The following is a 21,715-nucleotide window of genomic DNA, read 5'->3' on the forward strand; positions in this document are numbered from 1 at the left end:
TTAAATAATAGTAAGGTTGCAACAGAAATCCTGCTATATACAGGATTTCTGTTTTCTATAATTACAAAAAATAATTCACCCAGCGTTCAAATATCGGTACGTTATGCAGTGTATAAAAAAACAACAAGGAGCAAAAAATGCAACTCAATCACTATTTGAACTTTAAAGGACAAACAGAACAAGCTTTTATTTTTTATCAATCAGTTTTTGGCGGTGAATTTGCAATGATTAGCCGTTATGGAGATATGCCACCGACAGAAGGTGTAACTTTATCTGAGGCAGATAAAAGCTTAATTTTACATGTATCTTTACCAATCAATGAATATACAGTATTAATGGGATCAGATGTAAACGATCAATTCTGTGCCCCAAATGCAGGTTTTATTCAAGGAAACAATCATTATATTTCTATTAATATTGAACATGATGAAACTGAGGCACGCCGTCTATTCAATCAGCTTTCCGTTCATGGTCATATTGAAATGCAACTTGAGAGAACTTTCTGGGGTGCGCTTTACGGTGCTTTTACTGATCAGTTCGGCATTAAATGGATGGTGAATTGTCAGTTAGAAGATATATAAGAAAAGTCTTAAGTACTATCAAAAGAAACTTTTTTGATAGTACTTTTAAACATCAATATTTGAGTATTGTGCAATTATCATCAAACCGATGGTAATAAAACCGATTCCAATCCAACCCGCTAAATCAATATTCTGCCCCAAAAAAACTTTTGCTAGTGCTGCTGTGGCAATTACACCGATACCAGACCAAAGTACATATAAAATTCCTGCTTGCATATATTTCAAAGCAATCGCAGCGCAAGTAAACGAAATAAGATACAGCACCAAAGCAATACCTTGATCCAGCTTATTGACCAATCCATTTGCTTTGGCTGAATAAAAAGTTGAAAGTACATCAGTTGCTATAGCGATTAATAGCCAAATTACACCTGGATTGATTTTTGATAAGAGAGTTAGCATTGTTATTTTTCAGCTCTTGATTAATCCAATTTTACAAAACAAAAAAGCTGAACCTTAGTTCAGCTTATTGATTACGGGTGGCTTATGCACCAGTTTGATAGCTTGCTTGAGGTACAGCTGTTGAAGCTTGATAAGGATTTGTAAAGTCCTGCAGACCAGCTGCTGCTTCCTGAATATCTTTACCTTCTTTTACTACAAAGGTATCAAACCCAGAGCGTTTTAAATAATTTAAAACATCTTTAAAGATATCACCAACTGCACGCAACTCACCTTGATATCCTTGACGACGCAATAATGCTGCGAATGAATATCCACGACCATCATTAAAACCAGCAAATTCAATGAATATTGCATCTAATACGCTTAAAGGGAACTGATGTGTTTCAGGTGAATCATTTACAGTGATATACAACGCTTTTTTACCTTGTATATTTGGCAATTCATTCAATTGAGCTGTTGTTAAAACAACATCACCTTGGGGAATTGCTCCATCTTCTGCAATCACTTGATAAGTATTGTCTGCAATCGTGCCATCTTTAGAAAGCACTTGTAGCGATGTATTAAGCATAAGCACGCTCCTTAAATGGCTGAATCCCTACACGACGGTATGTATCGATAAAACGCTCACCTTCAGTACGTAAATCTAGGTAAGTATTCAAAATTTCCTCGATCACGTCGGGTACAGCATCTGCAGCAAAAGATGGTCCTAAAATATCACCAATAGATGCATCATGATTCGCATTACCACCTAAAGTGATTTGATAGAACTCAGCACCTTTTTTATCTACACCAAGAATACCAATATTGCCTACATGGTGATGACCACAAGCATTCATACATCCTGAGATATTTAGGTCTAGTTCACCTAAATTATAAATGGTATCAAGATCTTCAAAACGACGTGTGATCGCTTCTGAAATAGGAATTGATTTTGCGTTAGCTAATGAACAGAAATCACCACCTGGACAGCAAATAATATCGGTAATAAAACCAATATGTGCACGAGCCATGTTGTGCTGTTCAAGCGTTTGCCACAATTCAAATAAATTTTTCTGTGGTACGTCTACCAATGAAATATTTTGTTCATGTGTAGTACGGAACTCGCCAAACGTATACTTATCTGCTAAATCAGCGATTAAGTTCATTTCTTCTGATGTTACGTCACCAGGAGCAATACCAGCACGCTTCAAAGAAATCGTAACGATACGATAACCTTTAACTTTATGAGCATTAGTATTGACGTTGTACCATTGTTTGAACTTTGGATTTTCAGCGAATAATGCTGTGAAATCCTCATCTTCTAAGTCTTGATAATCGAATGGTGTAAATTCTTCATCCAATTTTTTTAAGATTTCTGGTTGAATTCTTAGAGCTTCACGTGTGTGCTCAAATTCAGCCTCAACTTTTTGAGCAAAGACTTCTGGCGTAAGTGCTTTAACTAAAATTTTGATACGTGCTTTATATTTGTTATCACGACGGCCATGTAAGTTATATACACGCAAAGTCGCTTCAAGATAAGCAATCAAATCTTCACGTGGTAAGAACTCACGAATGACGCTACCAATAATTGGTGTACGACCTAAGCCACCGCCCGCCATAATTTTATAACCAATCTCACCAGCATCATTGCGTACGATATAAACACCGATATCATGAAATGCTGTTGCAGCACGATCTTTTTCTTCAAGAGCAGAAACGGCGATTTTGAACTTACGTGGTAAGAATGCAAATTCAGGGTGGAATGTACTCCACTGACGAATCAATTCGCATGTAGGACGCGGGTCAGCAATTTCACCTGCAACAACACCCGCAAACTGATCAGTGGTGGTGTTACGGATACAGTTACCTGAGGTTTGTACAGCATGCATTTGCACTGTCGCAAGTTCAGCTAAAATATCTGGAACATTTTCTAATGCCGGCCAGTTTAACTGAATGTTTTGACGTGTTGAAACGTGAGCATAACCACGATCGTATTGAGTCGCGATTTCAGCAATTTTTCTAAGTTGTTTAGTATTCATCAAGCCATACGGCACGGCGATACGGAGCATCGGCGCATAACGTTGCACGTATAAACCATTTTGCAAACGTAATGGACGATATTCGTCTTCGGTCAATTTTCCTGCTAAATAGCGTTCTGTTTGATCGCGAAACTGAGCAACGCGTTGGTTAATCAGTTGTTGATCGAAATCCGTATATAAATACATGGCGTATGGCTAGTCATTCATTATAAAGGCGTTTAGCATAACGAGCTTTGTTTCATCAATAAAATGCTTTTTTTGCATATTTAATAACGGTTTTATTGATAAGCCTATCTAATGACTACAAAAAGGAAAAGCCCAGACGAATCTGAGCTTTTACATTCAATTTCCAAATGAAATTAGTTCTTATCTGGTAAAGCATAGGCAACGAGATAATCACCCATTTTAGTACCAAATGAACCGTGTCCACCTGCCATAATTACGACATATTGCTTACCGTTAGCTTCATAAGTCATTGGTGTTGCCTGACCACCTGCAGGTAAACGAGCTTCCCATAACTTATCGCCATTTGAAACATTAAAGGCACGGATGTAGTTATCTTGAGTCGCCCCAACAAACATCACATTACCTGCTGTTGAAATCGAACCACCTAAACCTGGTACTCCAATTTTCACTGGTGGTAATTGGAATAGATTTGGCAAACTATCACGAATCGTACCAATACGTTTTTTCCAAACCACTTCATGTGTTTTTAAATCCACACCAGCAACAAAGCCCCAACCAGGTTGCTTACAAGGCAAACCGAATGGAGACAGGAACGGACTAATATCTACACCATATGGCGTACCATACATCGGTTGCATGCCCTGCTCTGTACCCGCACCACGTGCGACTGCTTGACGGTTTGGATCTGCTGGAATTAAACGACTTACGAATGGCAAGCCAATCGGGTTCATGACTGCAACTTGACGATCAGCATTCACTGACATACCGCCCCATTCGAATACACCGAGATTACCAGGGAATACTAAAGTGCCATTTTCAGAAGGTGGTGTATAAATACCATCGTAATTCAAACGTTTAAACTTCACCCGACACATTAACTGGTCAAACATGGTGGCACCCCACATGTCTTTATCTGTTAATTTATCTTTAGGTGCTAAGTTAAAGTCAGAGAATGGTTGAGTTTTAGCATAGAACTCACCTTTAGTTTGTGGTCCCCACTTCACTGTTTGCGGAACTGGTTTTTCAGTAATCGGTACTATAGGCTGACCATTACGACGATCTAAAACAAAGGCATTTCCTGTTTTAGTTAAGACATAAATCGCAGGGACCGTTTGACCAGATTTATCCTGAATATCCGCCAATGAAGGTTGTGACGGTACATCCATATCCCACAAATCATGATGTGTGGTTTGGAAACTCCAAACTAGATTACCTGTGCTTGCATTAATCGCCAGCATTGAGTTCGCATAGCGCTCTTTCAACTCAGTACGGTCGCCTCCCCAAATATCAGGTGTACCTACACCTGTCGGTACATAGACGATGTCCAATTTTGCATCATAAGCAAGTGGCGCCCATGCATTTGGCGAGTTATGCACAAATGTTGTGTCTTGACCTGGCATTGCATTCGGATCAGCAGCGCCCGTATCGAATACCCACAGCAACTTACCAGTATTCACGTCATAACCACGAATCACACCTGATGGCTCTTTATTCGAATGGTTATCGGTCACTGAACCTGCAATTACCACTGTAGTACCAGATACAACACCTGGTGAAGTTGGGTTATAGCCACCTGGATAGGCATATGGCATGAATTCTTGTAAATTCACTTCGCCATTTTGACCGAAGTCAGAACATGCTTTACCTGTATCTGCGTTCACCGCAACTAAACGACCATCATTAACCGGAACAAAAACTTTACGAGGACATTCAGTCGAAGTTGATTTTTTCGCCTGTAAACTGGTTGCAAACTCAGTGGTGTTTGCAGCATCGTAATACATCACACCACGACAAGTTAAATGTTGGAAAGTCTTGTCCGTTTTAAGTTTTGGATCAAAACGCCATTTTTCTTTGCCTGTTGCGGGATCAAGTGCAATCAAATGTTGATGTGGCGTACACATATACATATTGTTGCCGATTTTAATTGGTGTCACCTGATTAGTTGTTTCACCTGAGTCATTTTCAGTTCTAAAATCACCTGTACGGAATGTCCAAGCAACTTTCAAATCTTTGACATTTTTGTCATTAATTTGAGTCAGAGGAGAATAACGCTCCCCTCCTTGACTACGACCATAGGCAGGCCAGTCCTCAGGTGCTACACCATCAACTGCCTTCGCTTGTGCAGGTTGAGGTGTTTGAATCACACCATTAATTTCTTGAGGATCATTAAAGATCGAGTACACCATCACCACAATAGCGATAACTAAAGTCGATGATAGCGCAACCTTACTTGAGCCAAGTTTATCAATACCTCGTGTTACAGCAGGTACTAACAACCACAAACCCAACACCCCCAAAACATCAAGACGTGGAGCCAGTGCCCAGAAGTCCGTTCCAACTTCCCAAACACCCCAAATCACACTTCCTAACATTAAAGCGGCATAGACCCATAGCGGACCAGAAGCACGCTTATAAAGTTGTACTGCTACGATGAGTAACAACACACCTGCAATCACATAATAAAAAGACCCACCAATAGCTGCGAGCCATACACCACCAATAAGCAGGAACAAAGCAATGAGGGCAAGGATCATTACCGTCAACGTTCGCAATCCTGATTTTGAAGCAGATTGATTCATAAGATCACCTTGCATCTTTGTATTTATTAGAATGACTAAGCAAATGATCAATTCACTTAACATTCAATTGAAAAGCTAAAGCGTTCTATAGTCCGATTGAGTTGCAAACATGAGCTATAGAACTCCGAATAAAACACTTAAAAAATGGTTTGAAACTTGATGCCACCCACCCATGTTTTATCGCCATCTTTCAAGGCACCGACATGGTGTACATATTGAATATTTGGACGGATGGTCAACCAATTAGTTGCATGGATGCCGTAATACAACTCAGTATTGTATTCTTCATCCAATAAAGGATTGTTTTTGTCATTGGCATGAATACGTGCTACGCCGAGTGCTAGTTCATCTTGTGGACGCTGATTGAGCAGACCTTTATAAACCAATCCAACATTTTGCATATCTTTGATGGAGTTGGTTTTTGAATCATGTACTGTGAGATTCACAAAACCAGTTAAACCACGATCAGATTGATCATCATGACGTGTTAATTGCTGTTTGGCAGTAAACCAACCGCCTTGTTTATGTTCAGTTTTGCTTGGGTTTTCAATTTCAGCAGCATCGGCAGTGCTGTAGTAGTAACCAAAACGGTATTCACCTAAAAGAGATTGTTGACCTAGTTTTGGTGCCCAGACCAGCTCAGCTGGAATAATCGCACCATGTGATCCATCTGTACTTAAATTAAAGCCTTTACCACGCTGTAAGTTCTCTGGGTTATATTCATACGCACCAATTTGCGCATATAAATCTGGCTGCAGGTTATATTTGACTCGCAATGCCCATTGACTGACAGGCCAGTTGTACCATTGATCACCCACCCAATTGCCGACTTGAGAGCCACACAATGCCAAGTTTTGGAAATCACAGTTAAAACTGTTGAAATCCTCACCTTCACCAAAACGTCCCACCTTGATATCTAAAGCTTGATCTAAAAATTTCTTTTTGATCCACAGATCAGTTAAACGCCAAGTTTGACCACGCCCCCAAACTTCTTGGGTAGAACTTAGATGTCCTTGTAAACCATCTGCAGTTTGGGACAATGATTGGCCATCTCGATAGGTCACAGTGATTTGAGCTTCAGTGTCTTGCCAACCTAAAATTTTATTTAAGTCAAAGTGTGTGCCTAAAGCCAGTTGCCCAGTGAATTCACTGCCATGACTTGAATATTGTTTAGAATCTAAAACCCCTGCAAATTCACCTGTGTAATCAGCAGAAAAGTTATAACCTTGATCTTGTAACGCAGTGCGTTGACCGTTCCAATCACCCAACAGCCATTGACCATGAGGATCAAATGCGGAAGAAGCTGCTTGAGTGTGATGTGTGAAAAGACTCAATGAAAGAACGGATAAACAAGATACAACCCATGATTTAGAGATTGTCATGTTTACGTAACCTTTTATGTTTTTGTATATAAAAGGTTACGCCCATTTTTAATTGATTAATTTATTCAAAATGTTAATCACTTGATTAAATGTGCAATATTTTACCAAGTTGTGATTGTATGCACATATTTTCTACCATTTTCCGTGACCCAAACCTTGTCCGATAAATTGATAGCGCATTTGAGAACGTGAAAATTTGATTGGGCATGCTAATTGAGGCTCAGTTTGATCTGTATTTTCAGATAAAGGCACATCGACCACCCAACCGCGTTGTTTTGCAATCGGTGAAGTCAAAGCTTCATCTAAGCTCAACACTGGCTCCACACAAATATCTAATTGCGAAAAAATTGATTGCCACTCAGCAAAATCTTTGGATCTAAACTTTTCCTTTAAGGCTTGTTTAATCACTTGACGATCTTCGGGGTCAAAAGAACTACCTTTTGCCATCAATATAGGTAAATCTAATGCAGCAGCTAACCCAGCCATAAACTGTGGTTCTAAACTTCCTACAGAGAAATAACGACCATCTTTGGTTTCATAATAGTCATAGAAAATAGCACCATTCAGCATCCCTTGCTCAGGACCTTGCGGTGTCTGACCAGCCAAACTTGCTGAGGCGGCCATACTATTTAAACTAGCCACACAGTCCGTCATAGAAATATCTATGTATTGCCCCATACCACTACGCTGACGCTCAACTACAGCAGCTAAAATCCCAATAACCGCATGCAAAGAACCTCCTGCGACATCCGCAATCTGTACACCCAATGGAGGTGGTCCACTATCTTGTCGACCACTATGACCCGAAATACCAGCTAAAGCTAAATAGTTAATATCATGCCCTGCACGATCTTTATATGCACCTGTTTGACCGTAACCTGTAATAGAACAATAGATTAATCGAGGATTGATCTCAGCAAGCGTTTCATAATCCAACCCTAATCGACGCATCACATCTGGTCGAAATTGTTCAAGCAGGATGTCAAACTCTGAAATTTTATTTTTAATTAACTCAATATTTGCAGCATGTTTTAGATCAAGCGTAATGGACTGTTTATTTCGATTAAGATAACTATGCGCAGTGGCTTGACCATTGGCATAAGGTGGCATGATTCGAACCAAATCTGGACGACTCGGAGATTCTACATGGATAACTTCTGCACCCATGTCTGCAAGATACATACTTGCGAATGGACCAGGCAACAAAGTAGAAAAATCTAGAACTTTCAATCCCTTTAAAGCAGTTGGCATAATAATTTTTACTCATATTGTTCAAATTTTCTTTTATACTAGGTTCGGATAAACACAAAAACAATGTCATGTTCAGCCATTTACCTTGATAGTTTCGGCAATTTAACATGTACTTAGTGAGCAACAATTTTTTCTTGTCAATTGCTCAATTAGATATTTTAGACGGTTATTTAGGTCAATTATCGTGAATAGTAAAGAAACTGAAGGATTCAATATGAGCCGTGATACGATCAGCATCCACTTCGTGAATGCGGCTTTAACAGGTGTAAAACGCCTAGGCATGGACGTTGAAACATTACTTTCACATGTCGGTATTGAAGCAGAATTGCTTCGTCAACCTAAAGCTCGAATCTCCCCAGAGCAATACACTCGCTTTGTCAAAATGTTATGGATGGTCACCCAAGACGAACACGTTGGTTTCGATGTTCAACCACGTCGTTTAGGTACATTTGCGATCATGTGCCAATTGATCATACATTCGAAAACACTTGGACAAGCACTCGAACTTTCCTCACAATTTTACAAATTATTCGGTGATGAATGGTCTGTAAGTTTAGAGCGTGATAAACACGAAGCTCGTTTAGTACCTCACATTCCTAAAGCGCTTGACCCTGATCATTTTATTACGGAAAGTATGCTGATGATTTGGCATGGTCTTGCTTCGTGGTTAATCGAACGTCGCTTACCTTTGGAGCGCGTCCATTTTGGTTATGAACGCCCTAACCATGCTGATGAATATGATGCGCTATTTTTTGCACCAGTGATGCAGTTTGACGCACCGCGTACAGAAATTACCTTTGCTGCAGATTATTTAGATCTACCTATTCGTCAGGATGAAAAAACTTTAGAAGAGTTTTTAAAAGCCGCACCAGCACAACTTCTAGTGAAATTCAAAAACACCAACTCACTCACTTCGCGTATCCGTGATGTATTGAAGAGCCAAATCGGCGAAGAAATGCCAACTTTAAATGATGTGGCATCTATGTTGTATTTATCTCCTCAAACATTACGTCGTCGTTTGGCTGCGGAAGGTAAAAGCTATCAAGGTGTCAAAGATGCCTTACGTCGTGACGCTGCGATTCATTTATTGCTCACTCCAAACCTCACTTTAGAAGATGTTGCTCAACAAGTTGGCTTTAGTGAAACTAGTACCTTTCACCGCGCCTTTAAAAAATGGACTGGTGTTACCCCAGGTTTATATCGTCAGTTGCATGGGCATCACAATTAACTTAAATCAGACAAAGTGTTCAACCCTAAAAAGTTGAACACTTGTTGAAAAATATGGTATTAATCCACTATATTCCTCAACAATCACGATAAATAATGATAATCAAAAAAGGCGATTTTTCAGACCCTCAAGTTCAAGACCTCATACGCATTCATTTGCACGGCATGCATCAGAACACACCTATTGAGCATAGTTTTGCACTCGATTTCAGCAGCCTACAAAAAGACTCCATTCGATTTTATACTCTTTGGCGTGATGATCAGCTTCTTGGTTGTGGCGCGATTCAAGAGCTTAACCCCTATCATGCTGAACTTAAATCGATGCGGACTCATCCCCAACATCTACGTCAAGGTGTAGCGACACACTTACTCGATTATCTTTTGAAAATTGCTAAACATAGCAATTTTCAAAAAGTGAGTTTAGAAACGGGGAAAGACTCCCACTTTGATGCAGCAATTCATCTATACAAGAAATTTGGTTTCGTAGAGGGTCAAGCCTTTGCTGAATATAATGAATCTGAATATAGCCAATTCTTTCATTTAAACTTGTCTAATCAATAGTTTAATCTCAGATTTTAATCTGTTTTTTTAAAGAGATTGTTTTGAAAAAAACTCATTGATAAGCAATCTAATAACAAGTATTACAGCCGTAAAGCCCAAAAATTATCTTGAAAAAACATAGCCAATACCCTGATTTTAATGCTAATTATCAATCACCACTTATTTGTTTTAAGAAAGCAGCTGTCTTCCGAGGCGAAGTTAGGTGAATAAATCGTATGTGCTGGTATTTGGGGTTATTCATCATCGCTAAATACCTTTTCTTATTTTGTGGATATTTCTGAAACATCCATAAAAAAATCGATTTTGGGGAGAATACCATTTTCAAGTTCTCTCTATTATTCGAGTTTTTCCATAATCGCTCACGACTTAAAATACGCCACAAAGTCCGTTTAGTAAGACGATAAAAGTTAACAGAAAAAGAATAATCTAGCCAAATGACCGTATCCACCTCAGACCAAATCATATCAATACTGCGTGAATAAAGATTATCGATCACCCATCCCGTTGATGCTGCATCCATACTCAGTTTAAGTTTGCAAAAAAATGCATCATTTGAAGATTCTTGCCAATCATCTAGCCATAGCAAATCATCCAGTTCAATATATTGTATTTTTAATTTTTCCGCCAACTTTCGAGCCAGCGTAGATTTGCCAGAACCCGTAGTACCAATAATATTAATAAATTTCATCAAGCAAATTATGTTGAATTATGGACATGCATTTTACTAAATATTTCAACTATTCAATAGTGAACTGAATTGGCGAAAAACATCAAACTTACCAATGTTTATCATCATTGCACTGACACTTAAATTGAGTACACTCGAAGCACAATGATTTTAATTTAAGGCAATACAAGGAACAGCTATGAGCGAGGCCTATATTATTGATGCCATTCGCACACCACGCGGAAAAGGAAAAAAAGACGGCTCATTACATGAAGTAAAACCAATTACTTTACTCACAACATTATTGAATGAATTACAACAACGCCATCAACTCGACACATCTAAAGTCGATGATATCGTTCTCGGTTGTGTGACACCGATTGGTGATCAAGGTGGGGATATTGCCAAAACTGCTGCGATTGCTGCAGGTTGGAATGATGATGTCGCAGGCGTACAAATCAACCGTTTCTGTGCTTCTGGTTTAGAAGCTGTGAACTTGGCAGCACAAAAAGTTCGTTCAGGTTGGGAAGATGTTGTGGTTGCTGGCGGTGTGGAGTCAATGTCACGCATTCCAATGGGTTCTGATGGTGGTCCATGGGCGCTTGATCCAGAAACCAATTTAAAATCATCTTTTGTACCACAAGGTGTGAGTGCAGACTTGATTGCAACTTTAGATGGTTATAGCCGTGCAGATGTAGATGCTTTTGCAGTGGGTTCACAACAAAAGGCCGCTGCTGCTCAAGCAAATGGTTATTTCGATAAATCCGTAGTGCCTGTGAAAGATCATGCAGGTGTAACAATCTTAGAAAAAGACGAGTTTATCAAAGGAAATACCACAGTTGAAGGTTTAGCAAAACTGAATGCTAGCTTTGAAATGATGGGTCAAATGGGCTTCGATGCTGTTGCTTTACAGAAGTATCCTGAAGCTCAAAAAATCAATCACGTCCATCATGCAGGTAACTCATCAGGTATCGTCGATGGTGCTGCGGTGGTGTTATTGGCTTCTGAAAAAGCAGTCAAAGAGCAAGGTTTAAAACCTCGCGCCAAGGTGCTTGCAACTGCATTAGTCGGTACAGATCCAACCATTATGTTGACTGGTCCTGCTCCTGCTGCACGTAAAGCATTAGAAAAAGCAGGCTTAAGCATCGACGATATTGATTTATTTGAAGTGAATGAAGCTTTCGCAGCTGTGGTGATGCGTTTTATTACAGAACTGAAAGTTCCTGCTGAGAAAGTCAACGTCAATGGTGGTGCAATTGCGATGGGACATCCATTGGGTGCAACAGGTGCCATGATTCTAGGAACTTTGCTAGATGAATTAGAGCGTCAAGGTAAAAAACGCGGTCTAGCAACATTATGTGTCGGTGGTGGTATGGGTATCGCTACCATTATCGAGTTGGTGTAAGGAGAACAACATGAGCGCTCTTAAATACGAAAAAAACGCTGACAATATTGTAATTCTTACGCTTGATTCATCTGGTCAATCTGCAAACACCATGAATGCAGAGTTCCGTGATGCTTTAGATGAAGTCAGTCAAAAGCTTAAAGCTGAAACTGATCTGAAAGGTATTATTTTCCGTTCAGCTAAGAAAACCTTCTTTGCTGGTGGTGACCTAGATGAGCTGATTCAGGTACAACCTGAACACGCTACTGAATTTTTCAAGATGATTGAAAAACTCAAAGGTGACTTACGCACAATCGAAACTTTAGGTGTGCCTGTTGTTGCAGCTTTAAACGGCACTGCGCTTGGTGGTGGCTGGGAAATCGCTTTAGGTTGTCATTATCGTATTGCGATTAATGATCCAAAAACTAAATTTGGTTTACCTGAAGTGACTTTAGGACTACTTCCTGGTGGTGGTGGTATCGTCCGTATGGTGCGTCTGCTCGGCTTACAAAATGCATTCCCGTTCCTCATGGAAGGTAAGCAATTTGGTGTCGATAAAGCAAAATCTCTTGGTTTGGTACATGACACGGCTGAGAATGAACAAGAGCTGTTAGAAAAAGCAATTGCTTGGGTGAAAGCTAATCCAAAATCACAGCAACCATTTGATGTGAAAGGCTACAAAATCCCTGGTGGTGATCCTAAAACGCCTTCGGTTGCGCAAGTGCTTGCAATTGCCCCTGCCATGCTACGTGACAAAACCAAAGGTTGCTACCCTGCTCCTGAAGCGATCATGGCGGCTGCAGTTGAAGGTGCACAAGTCGATGTAGATACCGCGCTTCGTATTGAATCACGTTACTTTACGCAACTGACTGTCGGTCAAGTGTCGAAGAACATGATCGGTACGTTTTGGCATGGTCTAAATGCAATTAAATCAGGTGCGAGTCGTCCTGCTGAAGTTGCTAAATGGCAAGCGAAAAAAGTCGGTGTTTTAGGTGCAGGTATGATGGGTGCAGGGATTGCCTATTCAACCGCAATCAAAGGAATTCCTGTCGTACTCAAAGATGTGTCTGTAGAAAATGCAGAGAAAGGCAAAGCTTATTCACAAAAGCTACTTGATAAACGTGTTTCACAAGGTCGTATGACCGCAGAAAAACGTGATCAAGTGTTAGCGCTTATTACGGCTACTGCTGATGCAGCTGATCTACAAGGCTGTGACTTAATCATTGAAGCAGTATTTGAAAATCAAGAACTCAAAGCCAAGGTGACTCAAGAAGCTGAGCAGTATTTAGCGGAAGATGGAATCTTTGCATCGAACACGTCTACCTTACCGATCACAGGTCTAGCAACAGCAAGTAAAGATGCTAAAAACTTTATTGGCTTACATTTCTTTAGCCCAGTCGACAAAATGCAATTGGTCGAAATCATCAAAGGCAAAGAAACTTCAGCTGAAACATTAGCTAAAGCCTATGACTTTGTACAACAAATTGCTAAAACACCAATCGTGGTGAATGACAGTCGTGGTTTCTTTACCAGTCGTGTGTTTGGTACGTTCATTCAAGAAGGTATGCGTCTTCTTGCTGAGGGAGTACATCCAGCGAAAATCGAAATGGCAGCACTCAAAGCGGGTATGCCTGTTGGTCCTCTTGCGATTCAGGATGAAGTATCTCTAACTCTGACTGAGCATGTAGCAAGCGAAACGCGTAAAGCATTGCAAGCTGAAGGGAAAGACTTACCGAAAACCCCTGTAGATGAAGTGGTTCACACCATGATTCACGAGCTAAATCGTAAAGGTAAAGCAGCAGGTGCTGGCTTCTATGAATATCCAGAAAATGGCAAAAAACATTTGTGGGATGGGCTCAGCCGTTGGACGAAAGCGAATGATATTTCTGAACAAGATATGATTGATCGCTTCTTGTTTGTTCAAGCACTCGATACCTTACGCTGCTATGAAGAAGGTGTTCTAGAATCAGTAATTGACGCCAATGTCGGTTCAATTTTTGGAATCGGTTTTGCTCCATGGACTGGTGGTGCAATTCAATTCCTAAATCAAAATGGGATTGAAAAATCACTACAACGTTCAGAAGAATTGGCTGCTAAATATGGTGAACGTTTCAATCCACCACAATTGTTAAAAAACAAAGCGCAGAAGAAAGAAATGATTCAATAATTTTTTCACTCTCTTCACTTTACGCTCATATCAGTTTCTTTAACTGATATGAGCTTTTTTGTATTTATTGATATAAAACCGAATTACGTCTAATCCATCACAAATTGTGCTATAAATATACCAATTCTGCTTTACTTTTTGTCCTTTGGAAATTTGTCTTATGTCTGAGAAATTATGTCCTGAAACCTCGCCGTGGGGTTGGAAAGCACTGATCATCACTTGCATTTTAAGCTTTATCTTTATGGTGATTTTTTATTTAGCCATAAATAATGAGCCTGACTATATGCCAATGAATCAAAAAAAAGCAGCGGCAGCAGCTGAAATGTCACAATCTCCAGCAAATGGCGAAGCTCAACATAGCGAGGATCAGCAACACAATCACTAAAGTATTCTTGTCGAAGATGATAAATCCGTGTTAAACAGGGATTTATCATCCTATTCGAGATATTGAATGCTTCAACAAAATCGTCAAGCACTGGTCGTTGAAGGTGGTGGAATGCGCGGCGCATTTACCAGCGGTGTCTTAGATGCATTTTTACTGCAACAATTTAATCCATTTGATCTTTGTGTTGGTGTTTCATCTGGTTCTACCAATGTCGCTAATTACCTCGCAGCTCAACAAGGTCGCACCCTACAAATCTATTTAGATCATTCTCTTCGATCCGAATTCATTCATTATGGACGCTTCTTCAAAGGTGGTGACTTACTTGATTTGAAATGGATGTGGGAAGTGGTTGAAAAAGAAAATCCACTCAATCAAACTCAATTATTTGCCAATCATCCTGAGTTCTACATGGTATTGACCCATGCTATTTCAGGAGATGCAACATATATCAAAGCCTCCAAAGACAACATTCTCGATGGATTACGTGCATCAAGTTCTATTCCTGTGCTTACCCGTCAAGCAGTAGAAGTTTTTGGTGAACCCTACTTTGATGGCGGAGTCGCAGATGCTCTCCCCGTACTTTGGACGGCGAAACAAACCAATGTATCTAAACTCATGGTACTGAGAACTCGCCCCAAAAATTACTACAAAGCCAGTAGTAAAGGTGATCAACTACTTGCAAGGTATGCATTCAAGCAACGACATGGTTTTGCCAAAAGTTTATTAGCAAGAACGCAACGCTATAATGAATCTGTTGAATTTGTTAGAACAGCATCTGAACAAAAAATATTGGAGGTTTGCCCACCCGACTTAAAACATATGGCGGGTCGACTCACCAAGAATAAAGCCAAGATTCGTTATAGTTATGATATTGGTCTAGAAACAGGCTTCAAAGCTATTGAAGATTGGAACGCCCTATAATCATCACGCTTATTCCAAGTCTTTGAATACTATAATATTGAAGACTTGGAAACTTATGTAAATCATATCTAATTCTAAATAATCGCTTAGATTTAGCCCTAAATATTAATTTCAGACTATTCTCTTTTGCGAATCAACTTTCAAGTTTCAATCAATAATACAAATCATCAGATAGCCCAAAACAAACTATAAAACCATATAATGTTTAGGCTTTTTATCAAATTGATTAAATGATGTTGTTCTAGCAAGTTTTTTATTTATTTTATTTTTGGAATTTTTTATGAGTAATCGCTCAAACTCTCACAACGATTCAAGTGAAACCGTATTAGGTTGGAAATTTGTCATTATCGTTGGGGTACTTAGTACAATTTTTCTCAGTTTCTTCTACTTAGCTATGAGCAATGAACCAGATTATATGCCTGGAGCACAGCGAGCAGCAGAACAACAAAAAGCAATCGCTCAAGAAAATGCTCAAGCAAGCTCAGAGGTTGAAACCCAACATCAGCAACATCAATAAAGAAATATAACTTGCTCGATCTGAGCATCGATCGAGCAAGTTATGATCTAAATCTTCGTTTCAGTGTTTTTTAGTTTCAATCACCAACTGCATTTTTATATGAGGAATTCCACACTCATCGTATGCATCCCCTTGTATCGAAAATCCTAATTTTTCATAGAATGAAATGGCGTGAACTTGTGAGGATAATTGAAGAAATGTTCGATCTTGTTGATGTGCAAGCTGAATAATCTCTAACATAATCATACGTCCAATTCCTTGTCCGCGATAAGCTTTGAGTACAGCCACACGCCCTACACTATTGTTTTGTAATAAACGCGCAGTCGCAATTGGTTGATCTTGATCATAGACAACAAAATGATCTGAAATCATGTCTTGATCATCCCACTCCTCTTCTTCAGGAATGTTCTGCTCAATTATAAAAACTTGTTTTCGAATGAACTTTGCGTCTTGCTCTAACTTATCCCAGTGACCACTTTGGACTATAAACATCTCGATCTCAGCTTAATTAGCACTTACAACCTAAATTTTCGATCGGCATTTGATCTTGTAACAGCAATTCCAAGCTTTGTTTTTGGATACCATACATCTGTTTTAAGGCTTGAATTTGCTGCATAATTTTCGGATCAGGCTGCTGAACATCTTTACGCTTGGTCGCTAAAATCATCTTATTTTTACTGGTATGTTCCAGTGAAACGAATTCAAAAACTTTTGTTTCATAGCCGTAAGCCTTAAGCAACAAAGCACGTAATGTATCTGTCAGCATTTCTGCCTGCTGCCCTGCATGAATGCCAAACTGAAGCATCGGTTGTAAAACCTCTGGGCTTTTTAATTGAGGTCGCAGCTCTTTATGGCAGCATGGCGCACACATGATCATTGAAGCATTCAGACGAATTCCTGTATGAATTGCAAAGTCGGTTGCTACATCACAAGCATGTAGTGCAATCATGACATCTAGCTTTTCTGGGGCATAGCTCCGCACGTCACCTTCAAAGAAATCAAGATGATTAAAGCCAACATCATCTGCAACTTTTTGGCAAAACTGTACAAGATTCGAACGCAGTTCAACACCTGTGATTAACGGAGTTTTATTTTGCTTTAATAAATAATCATACAAAGCAAAAGTTAAGTACCCTTTTCCTGAACCAAAATCAACAATATTAAGTTCTTGTTGAGAAGCATCAATTTGCTCATAAGCATTTGAAAAAATTTCAATAAACTTATTAATCTGTTTCCACTTGCGCGCCATACTTGGAATGAGTTGTGCCTTTTCATCGGTAATTCCAAGATGTTTAAGAAATGGACTTTGTTGCTGAACAAATCGATGTTTTTCACGATCGTGATGCTGTTGAACTTGGTTTACACTGATTTGCTTTTTCTGTGCATTCAACATGGCTTTCTTTTTGTTTTTTTTCAGTTGAATATCTTGATGCATTGTAAATAGATTAGCTTGTTTCGACTGAGCCAACAGCTCGGCTATTTTCTCTAATCCCTCTTCAATCGGATAATTCTTAGTAATATCTTGCGTTTTATAATGATATAAACAGGACAGCATACTTTGATTTTGCAGTTCAATAATGCGAAAAGTCATTTTTTCTAAATCTGTCATTTCGCCCTTGTATTGACTCAAGATCAATCGATCAAAACTATTGTTTTCAATAGATTGCTGAATCTCCAAGAAAAATTGCTGTTCTTGTTCAAAGGAAAATTTGGGCGCAAACATAGTGAAAACCTGACAAATAGAAACTAAATTTTATAGCGTCTTACTTTAAAAGGGAAATTGCATTACGATACAGTTGTATTTTTATACTATTAGAAGCTCAATGAACGCTAATTTTCTAACCAATTATGATCCCAAAGAAGAATTAATTAATGCCTATAGTCACGGGATTGGTGCAGTTCTGGCGCTAATTGCATCGGTGTTTCTAATTATCAAAGGATATGGACTACCTTTCGGACAATGGATGAGTTTATGGGTATATGGGTTCAGTCTTGTATTACTCCTCAGCAGTTCTATGCTTTACCATTTCTCTCAGGATGGAATGAAACGCTACTGGTATAAAAAACTTGACCATACTGCGATTTATTATCTGATTGCAGGAACATATACCCCCTTTCTAAGTATCGCAATCCCGACAGCGAAAGCACATTATTTATTAATTGCACTATGGATCATCGCCTTGATTGGTACCGTATTTAAACTGATCCTGATTCATCGTTTTCAAAAAGTATCTTTAGCTGCCTATATCATCATGGGGTGGTTAGCCGTGTTGGTTATGGATGATATGCAACGTTATCTATCAAAAGAAGTAATCCAGTTATTGATTGCGGGTGGGCTTGCTTATACTGTCGGCACATTGTTTTATGCTTTAAAAAAGGTAAGATATACCCACGCAATTTGGCATGTATTTGTGCTAATCGGGGCAGGTTTACACTTTCTTGCAATCTACTGTTATGTACTTTAACTCCTGTCGACAGGCCAAAAGAAATGACACTAGTTTCATGAGTAGACTTTGCATTCAAGAAATTCTCAAGTCCATATTTCTGTGTCTTGATCAAATAAAATAAGGTCTCGTATGTCGTCTAGCACTACGACTGTCACCCCCGAAGTGGCAAGCAATTCAAAAACAAGGGTATTATTTGCCAGTCTCGTGGGTACCACGATTGAGTTTTTTGACTTCTATATCTACGCAACTGCAGCCGTTTTAATTTTTCCTCATTTATTTTTCCCAGAAAGTAGTGATGGTGCCGCTGTACTAAAATCCCTCGCAACTTTTGCAATTGCCTTTATTGCTCGCCCGATCGGAGCCACAATTTTTGGACATTTGGGAGATCGAATTGGACGTAAAGCAACTTTAGTCGCAGCTTTACTCACTATGGGGATATCAACCGTTTGTATCGGTTTACTGCCAACCTATGCACAAATTGGTCTTGCAGCTCCTTTACTATTAGCTTTATGCCGTTTAGGTCAAGGTCTCGGTCTTGGTGGTGAATGGAGTGGTGCTGTTCTACTGGCGACTGAAAATGCACCTGAAGGCAAACGTGCATGGTATGGCATGTTCCCTCAACTGGGTGCCCCGATTGGTTTTATCCTCGCAACAGGTTCTTTCCTATTATTGAATGCTTTTATGTCAGAACAAGATTTCATGACTTGGGGCTGGCGTATTCCATTCGTCTCAAGTGCGGTGTTAGTTCTGGTTGGTCTCTATATCCGTCTGAAATTGCATGAGACTCCTGCATTTCAAAAAGTTTTAGACAAACAAAAAGAAGTTAATGTCCCATTCAAAGAGGTTATGACGAAACATTTCCCAATGTTGGTCTTGGGTACTGTTGCTGCGATTTGTACTTTTGTCGTGTTCTATCTCACAACTGTTTTTGCACTCAACTGGGGTACAACAAAACTGGGATATGCTCGCGGTGATTTCCTTGAATTACAATTGATCGCAACACTTTGCTTTGCAGCCTTCATTCCTGTTTCAGCGATTCTTGCTGAAAAGTTTGGACGTAAAAATACATCGGTTGCTATCTGTATCTTATCAGCCTTATTTGGACTTTGTTTTGCGCCGCTTTTAGGGTCAGGTAGCCCATTACTTGTGTTCCTATTTTTATGTATTGGTCTATCAATCATGGGACTCACTTACGGACCGATTGGAACTGTACTTTCTGAGATTTTTCCAACATCAGTCCGTTATACAGGTTCAGCATTAACTTTCAACTTGGCAGGTATATTTGGTGCATCCTTTGCTCCTTATATTGCAACCAAACTTGCTGAAAGCTATGGTTTAGGTGCTGTAGGAATGTATTTGAGTTTAGCGTCAATTCTTTCATTAATCGCGTTTTTGTTCATCCGTGAAACCAAACACGATGATGTAAATAACCAAGTCTAATCTATATGTTCTTATTGAGTGAACGTCATGAGAGGTTCACTCAAACCATTTATCAGGCAACTCTACTCACCTGTTTGCAATCGCTACAACATCTCTCCCGCTAATATTTTTTGTGCTAAAATACGCGACTCCCTTTTTTTAGATGATTGTGCTCATGTACGCAGTGATTATCGTTGCCGTATTTTTGGTCAGTTTTTTATACACTTATTATCGTGGCAAAGAACGATTAAAAGCATCTCGACAATTATTCGACCATTCGACATTTCTAGCACCAGTTAATATGTTTATGACTGGTTTCTCCAAATTACCGAACCAACCATTCTTTGATGTGGCGCAGTTTCCTGAGCTCAAACCATTACAGGACAATTGGCAAGTAATCCGTGAAGAAGCAATCCAGCTACAAAATCAAATTAAAGCAGCTGAAAAGAATAATGATGCTGGTTTTAACACCTTCTTCAAACGTGGTTGGAAACGTTTTTATTTAAAATGGTATCAAGCTAGCCATCCATCAGCTCAACAACTTTGCCCTAAGACAGTTGCCTTGTTAGAAAGTATTCCTTCAGTAAAAGCAGCAATGTTTACTGAACTTCCATCTGGAAGTTATTTAGGTAAACATCGTGATCCTTATGCGGGTTCAGTTCGTTATCATTTAGGTTTAGTAACACCTAACAGCGATGACTGTTTTATTGAAGTTGATCAAGAACGCTATAGCTGGCGCGATGGTGAAGCAACCGTTTTTGATGAGACTTTTGTACATTGGGCTGAAAATAAAACGGATCAGACCCGTATTATTTTATTCTGTGACATCGAGCGTCCAATGAAATGGGGCTGGGCTCAGAAGATCAATCATTGGTTTGGTCGGAATGTTATGTCAGCTGCAAGTTCACCGAATGATGATCAAGATAAAACAGGTTTTATCAATCGAATTTTCAAGTATGGCTATGCCGTACATCATTATGGTCGTGGTTTAAAACAACGTAATCGTAAAGTTTACTATCTTGCAAAATGGCTGATGTTTGCAATCATTATTGGTCTGATTTTATTACCTAGCTTTCTTTAATTAGCTGTAAAAAAAAGGAGATGCAGATGCATCTCCTTTTTTGTTGAAACTTTTATTGATTGGTAGCTTGTGGTGCTTGAGCACTTGCTGTTTGAGCAGCGGCTGCATCAGCAGCTTGTACTGCGGCTTCACCGATGAGTGCGATCTTCGCCTTTTCCTGACTCTTTGCAGATAATGCCGGGTTAGCAGCTACGATACGATTGATATTGGCAGAGTTAGCAGGTGCGATAGCCGCTGTTTGCAAAACAATTGGGCGATTCCCTGTATCTCCAAGTGTATATCGAATCCCTGTACGAGGGCTGATTACTGTGGTCACTTCACGTTTAACTTGAGCTTCAGCTGTCGTCGGGCCCTTTGCTGCAAGTACTTTGTCGACTGTGGTTGTGGTCGTTGCTTGTGGTGCTTCATTAGCAAAGCCTACACTTGATACCGCAACACTCGCTAAAATTAAAAGTTGTAATGGTTTTTTCATTGTCTTCCCGCGTTTCATGCGAATTCAGTCAAAGTCATTCTATTGAATAATGAAACTATAAAGCACTTAAC

The 21,715-nt window shown here is 39.5% G+C and carries 21 protein-coding genes; 11 read left to right on the plus strand and 10 right to left on the minus strand.

Annotated features, from left to right (window positions below; translation table 11 throughout):
• The first annotated feature begins 137 nt into the window (after window positions 1-137).
• Window positions 138-581: a VOC family protein gene (locus tag IRT38_RS15270; RefSeq protein WP_087539796.1), complete on the plus strand. Its 444-nt coding sequence runs from the start codon at window positions 138-140 to the stop codon at window positions 579-581.
• Window positions 582-626: 45 nt separating this feature from the next.
• Here the strand turns inward: IRT38_RS15270 and IRT38_RS15275 are convergent, their stop codons facing one another.
• The 6 genes from IRT38_RS15275 to IRT38_RS15300 all read right to left on the minus strand — a co-directional run bounded on the left by IRT38_RS15275 (window position 627) and on the right by IRT38_RS15300 (window position 8,396).
• Complete coding sequence (locus IRT38_RS15275; RefSeq protein WP_004908805.1) at window positions 627-980, minus strand: DMT family transporter; 354 nt, start codon at window positions 978-980, stop codon at window positions 627-629.
• 82 nt (window positions 981-1,062) lie between these two features.
• Window positions 1,063-1,548 carry a DUF934 domain-containing protein gene (locus IRT38_RS15280; protein WP_151690704.1) on the minus strand — a complete coding sequence of 162 codons (486 nt, stop codon included), beginning with the start codon at window positions 1,546-1,548 and terminating at the stop codon, window positions 1,063-1,065.
• On the minus strand, window positions 1,541-3,184 hold the full coding sequence (locus tag IRT38_RS15285; RefSeq protein ID WP_004908811.1) for a nitrite/sulfite reductase: 1,644 nt from the start codon (window positions 3,182-3,184) through the stop codon (window positions 1,541-1,543). The genes IRT38_RS15280 and IRT38_RS15285 overlap by 8 nt, the downstream gene beginning before the upstream one ends.
• A 173-nt stretch (window positions 3,185-3,357) precedes the next feature.
• The gene (locus IRT38_RS15290) at window positions 3,358-5,763 is read right to left on the minus strand and encodes a glucose/quinate/shikimate family membrane-bound PQQ-dependent dehydrogenase (protein WP_194598152.1); all 2,406 of its coding nucleotides are present in this window, start codon (window positions 5,761-5,763) and stop codon (window positions 3,358-3,360) included.
• Between the two features lie 137 nt (window positions 5,764-5,900).
• The gene (locus tag IRT38_RS15295) at window positions 5,901-7,145 is read right to left on the minus strand and encodes a carbohydrate porin (RefSeq protein WP_194598153.1); all 1,245 of its coding nucleotides are present in this window, start codon (window positions 7,143-7,145) and stop codon (window positions 5,901-5,903) included.
• A gap of 132 nt (window positions 7,146-7,277) precedes the next feature.
• Window positions 7,278-8,396, minus strand: a complete 1,119-nt coding sequence (locus tag IRT38_RS15300; RefSeq protein WP_194598154.1) for a CaiB/BaiF CoA transferase family protein — start codon at window positions 8,394-8,396, stop codon at window positions 7,278-7,280.
• Window positions 8,397-8,610: 214 nt separating this feature from the next.
• Between IRT38_RS15300 and IRT38_RS15305 the strand changes: the two genes are divergently transcribed.
• Window positions 8,611-9,624, plus strand: a complete 1,014-nt coding sequence (locus tag IRT38_RS15305) for an AraC family transcriptional regulator (protein ID WP_004908826.1) — start codon at window positions 8,611-8,613, stop codon at window positions 9,622-9,624.
• A gap of 95 nt (window positions 9,625-9,719) precedes the next feature.
• Complete coding sequence (locus IRT38_RS15310) at window positions 9,720-10,184, plus strand: GNAT family N-acetyltransferase (protein ID WP_194598155.1); 465 nt, start codon at window positions 9,720-9,722, stop codon at window positions 10,182-10,184.
• Between the two features lie 148 nt (window positions 10,185-10,332).
• On the opposite strand, the gene IRT38_RS15315 is transcribed toward IRT38_RS15310, so the two are convergent.
• Window positions 10,333-10,872, minus strand: coding sequence for an AAA family ATPase (locus tag IRT38_RS15315; protein WP_194598156.1), 540 nt, complete (start codon window positions 10,870-10,872; stop codon window positions 10,333-10,335).
• Window positions 10,873-11,050: 178 nt separating this feature from the next.
• Here IRT38_RS15315 and IRT38_RS15320 point away from each other — a divergent pair, with 178 nt between their 5' ends.
• The 5 genes from IRT38_RS15320 to IRT38_RS15340 all read left to right on the plus strand — a co-directional run bounded on the left by IRT38_RS15320 (window position 11,051) and on the right by IRT38_RS15340 (window position 16,225).
• A complete protein-coding gene (locus IRT38_RS15320; protein WP_194598157.1) occupies window positions 11,051-12,256 on the plus strand; it encodes an acetyl-CoA C-acetyltransferase in 1,206 nt (401 codons plus the stop codon).
• A gap of 10 nt (window positions 12,257-12,266) precedes the next feature.
• The gene (locus tag IRT38_RS15325; protein WP_194598158.1) at window positions 12,267-14,402 is read left to right on the plus strand and encodes a 3-hydroxyacyl-CoA dehydrogenase NAD-binding domain-containing protein; all 2,136 of its coding nucleotides are present in this window, start codon (window positions 12,267-12,269) and stop codon (window positions 14,400-14,402) included.
• A gap of 160 nt (window positions 14,403-14,562) precedes the next feature.
• Window positions 14,563-14,787 (plus strand): hypothetical protein, encoded by a 225-nt coding sequence (locus IRT38_RS15330; protein WP_194598159.1) that lies wholly within the window; start codon window positions 14,563-14,565, stop codon window positions 14,785-14,787.
• Window positions 14,788-14,853: 66 nt separating this feature from the next.
• Entirely contained in the window at window positions 14,854-15,708 is an 855-nt protein-coding gene (locus tag IRT38_RS15335; protein WP_194598160.1) for a patatin family protein, read from the plus strand.
• A gap of 280 nt (window positions 15,709-15,988) precedes the next feature.
• Window positions 15,989-16,225, plus strand: a complete 237-nt coding sequence (locus IRT38_RS15340; RefSeq protein ID WP_004963976.1) for a hypothetical protein — start codon at window positions 15,989-15,991, stop codon at window positions 16,223-16,225.
• 60 nt (window positions 16,226-16,285) lie between these two features.
• Here the strand turns inward: IRT38_RS15340 and IRT38_RS15345 are convergent, their stop codons facing one another.
• Window positions 16,286-16,717 (minus strand): GNAT family N-acetyltransferase, encoded by a 432-nt coding sequence (locus IRT38_RS15345; protein ID WP_194598161.1) that lies wholly within the window; start codon window positions 16,715-16,717, stop codon window positions 16,286-16,288.
• 16 nt (window positions 16,718-16,733) lie between these two features.
• On the minus strand, window positions 16,734-17,948 hold the full coding sequence (locus tag IRT38_RS15350) for a class I SAM-dependent methyltransferase (RefSeq protein WP_194598162.1): 1,215 nt from the start codon (window positions 17,946-17,948) through the stop codon (window positions 16,734-16,736).
• A 100-nt stretch (window positions 17,949-18,048) separates the two neighbouring features.
• On the opposite strand from IRT38_RS15350, the gene trhA reads away from it, so the two are divergent.
• From trhA to lpxO, 3 genes are all read left to right on the plus strand, one after another.
• Window positions 18,049-18,690 carry a PAQR family membrane homeostasis protein TrhA gene (trhA, locus tag IRT38_RS15355; protein WP_194598163.1) on the plus strand — a complete coding sequence of 214 codons (642 nt, stop codon included), beginning with the start codon at window positions 18,049-18,051 and terminating at the stop codon, window positions 18,688-18,690.
• A gap of 111 nt (window positions 18,691-18,801) precedes the next feature.
• On the plus strand, window positions 18,802-20,112 hold the full coding sequence (locus tag IRT38_RS15360; protein ID WP_004908848.1) for an MFS transporter: 1,311 nt from the start codon (window positions 18,802-18,804) through the stop codon (window positions 20,110-20,112).
• A 154-nt stretch (window positions 20,113-20,266) separates the two neighbouring features.
• A complete protein-coding gene (lpxO, locus tag IRT38_RS15365; protein WP_035338465.1) occupies window positions 20,267-21,172 on the plus strand; it encodes a lipid A hydroxylase LpxO in 906 nt (301 codons plus the stop codon).
• A 52-nt stretch (window positions 21,173-21,224) separates the two neighbouring features.
• On the opposite strand, the gene IRT38_RS15370 is transcribed toward lpxO, so the two are convergent.
• On the minus strand, window positions 21,225-21,644 hold the full coding sequence (locus IRT38_RS15370) for a hypothetical protein (RefSeq protein WP_099949109.1): 420 nt from the start codon (window positions 21,642-21,644) through the stop codon (window positions 21,225-21,227).
• Window positions 21,645-21,715: the final 71 nt, after the last annotated feature.

Source organism: Acinetobacter sp. SK-43 (genome assembly GCF_015351505.1).
Classification (GTDB): domain Bacteria; phylum Pseudomonadota; class Gammaproteobacteria; order Pseudomonadales; family Moraxellaceae; genus Acinetobacter; species Acinetobacter junii.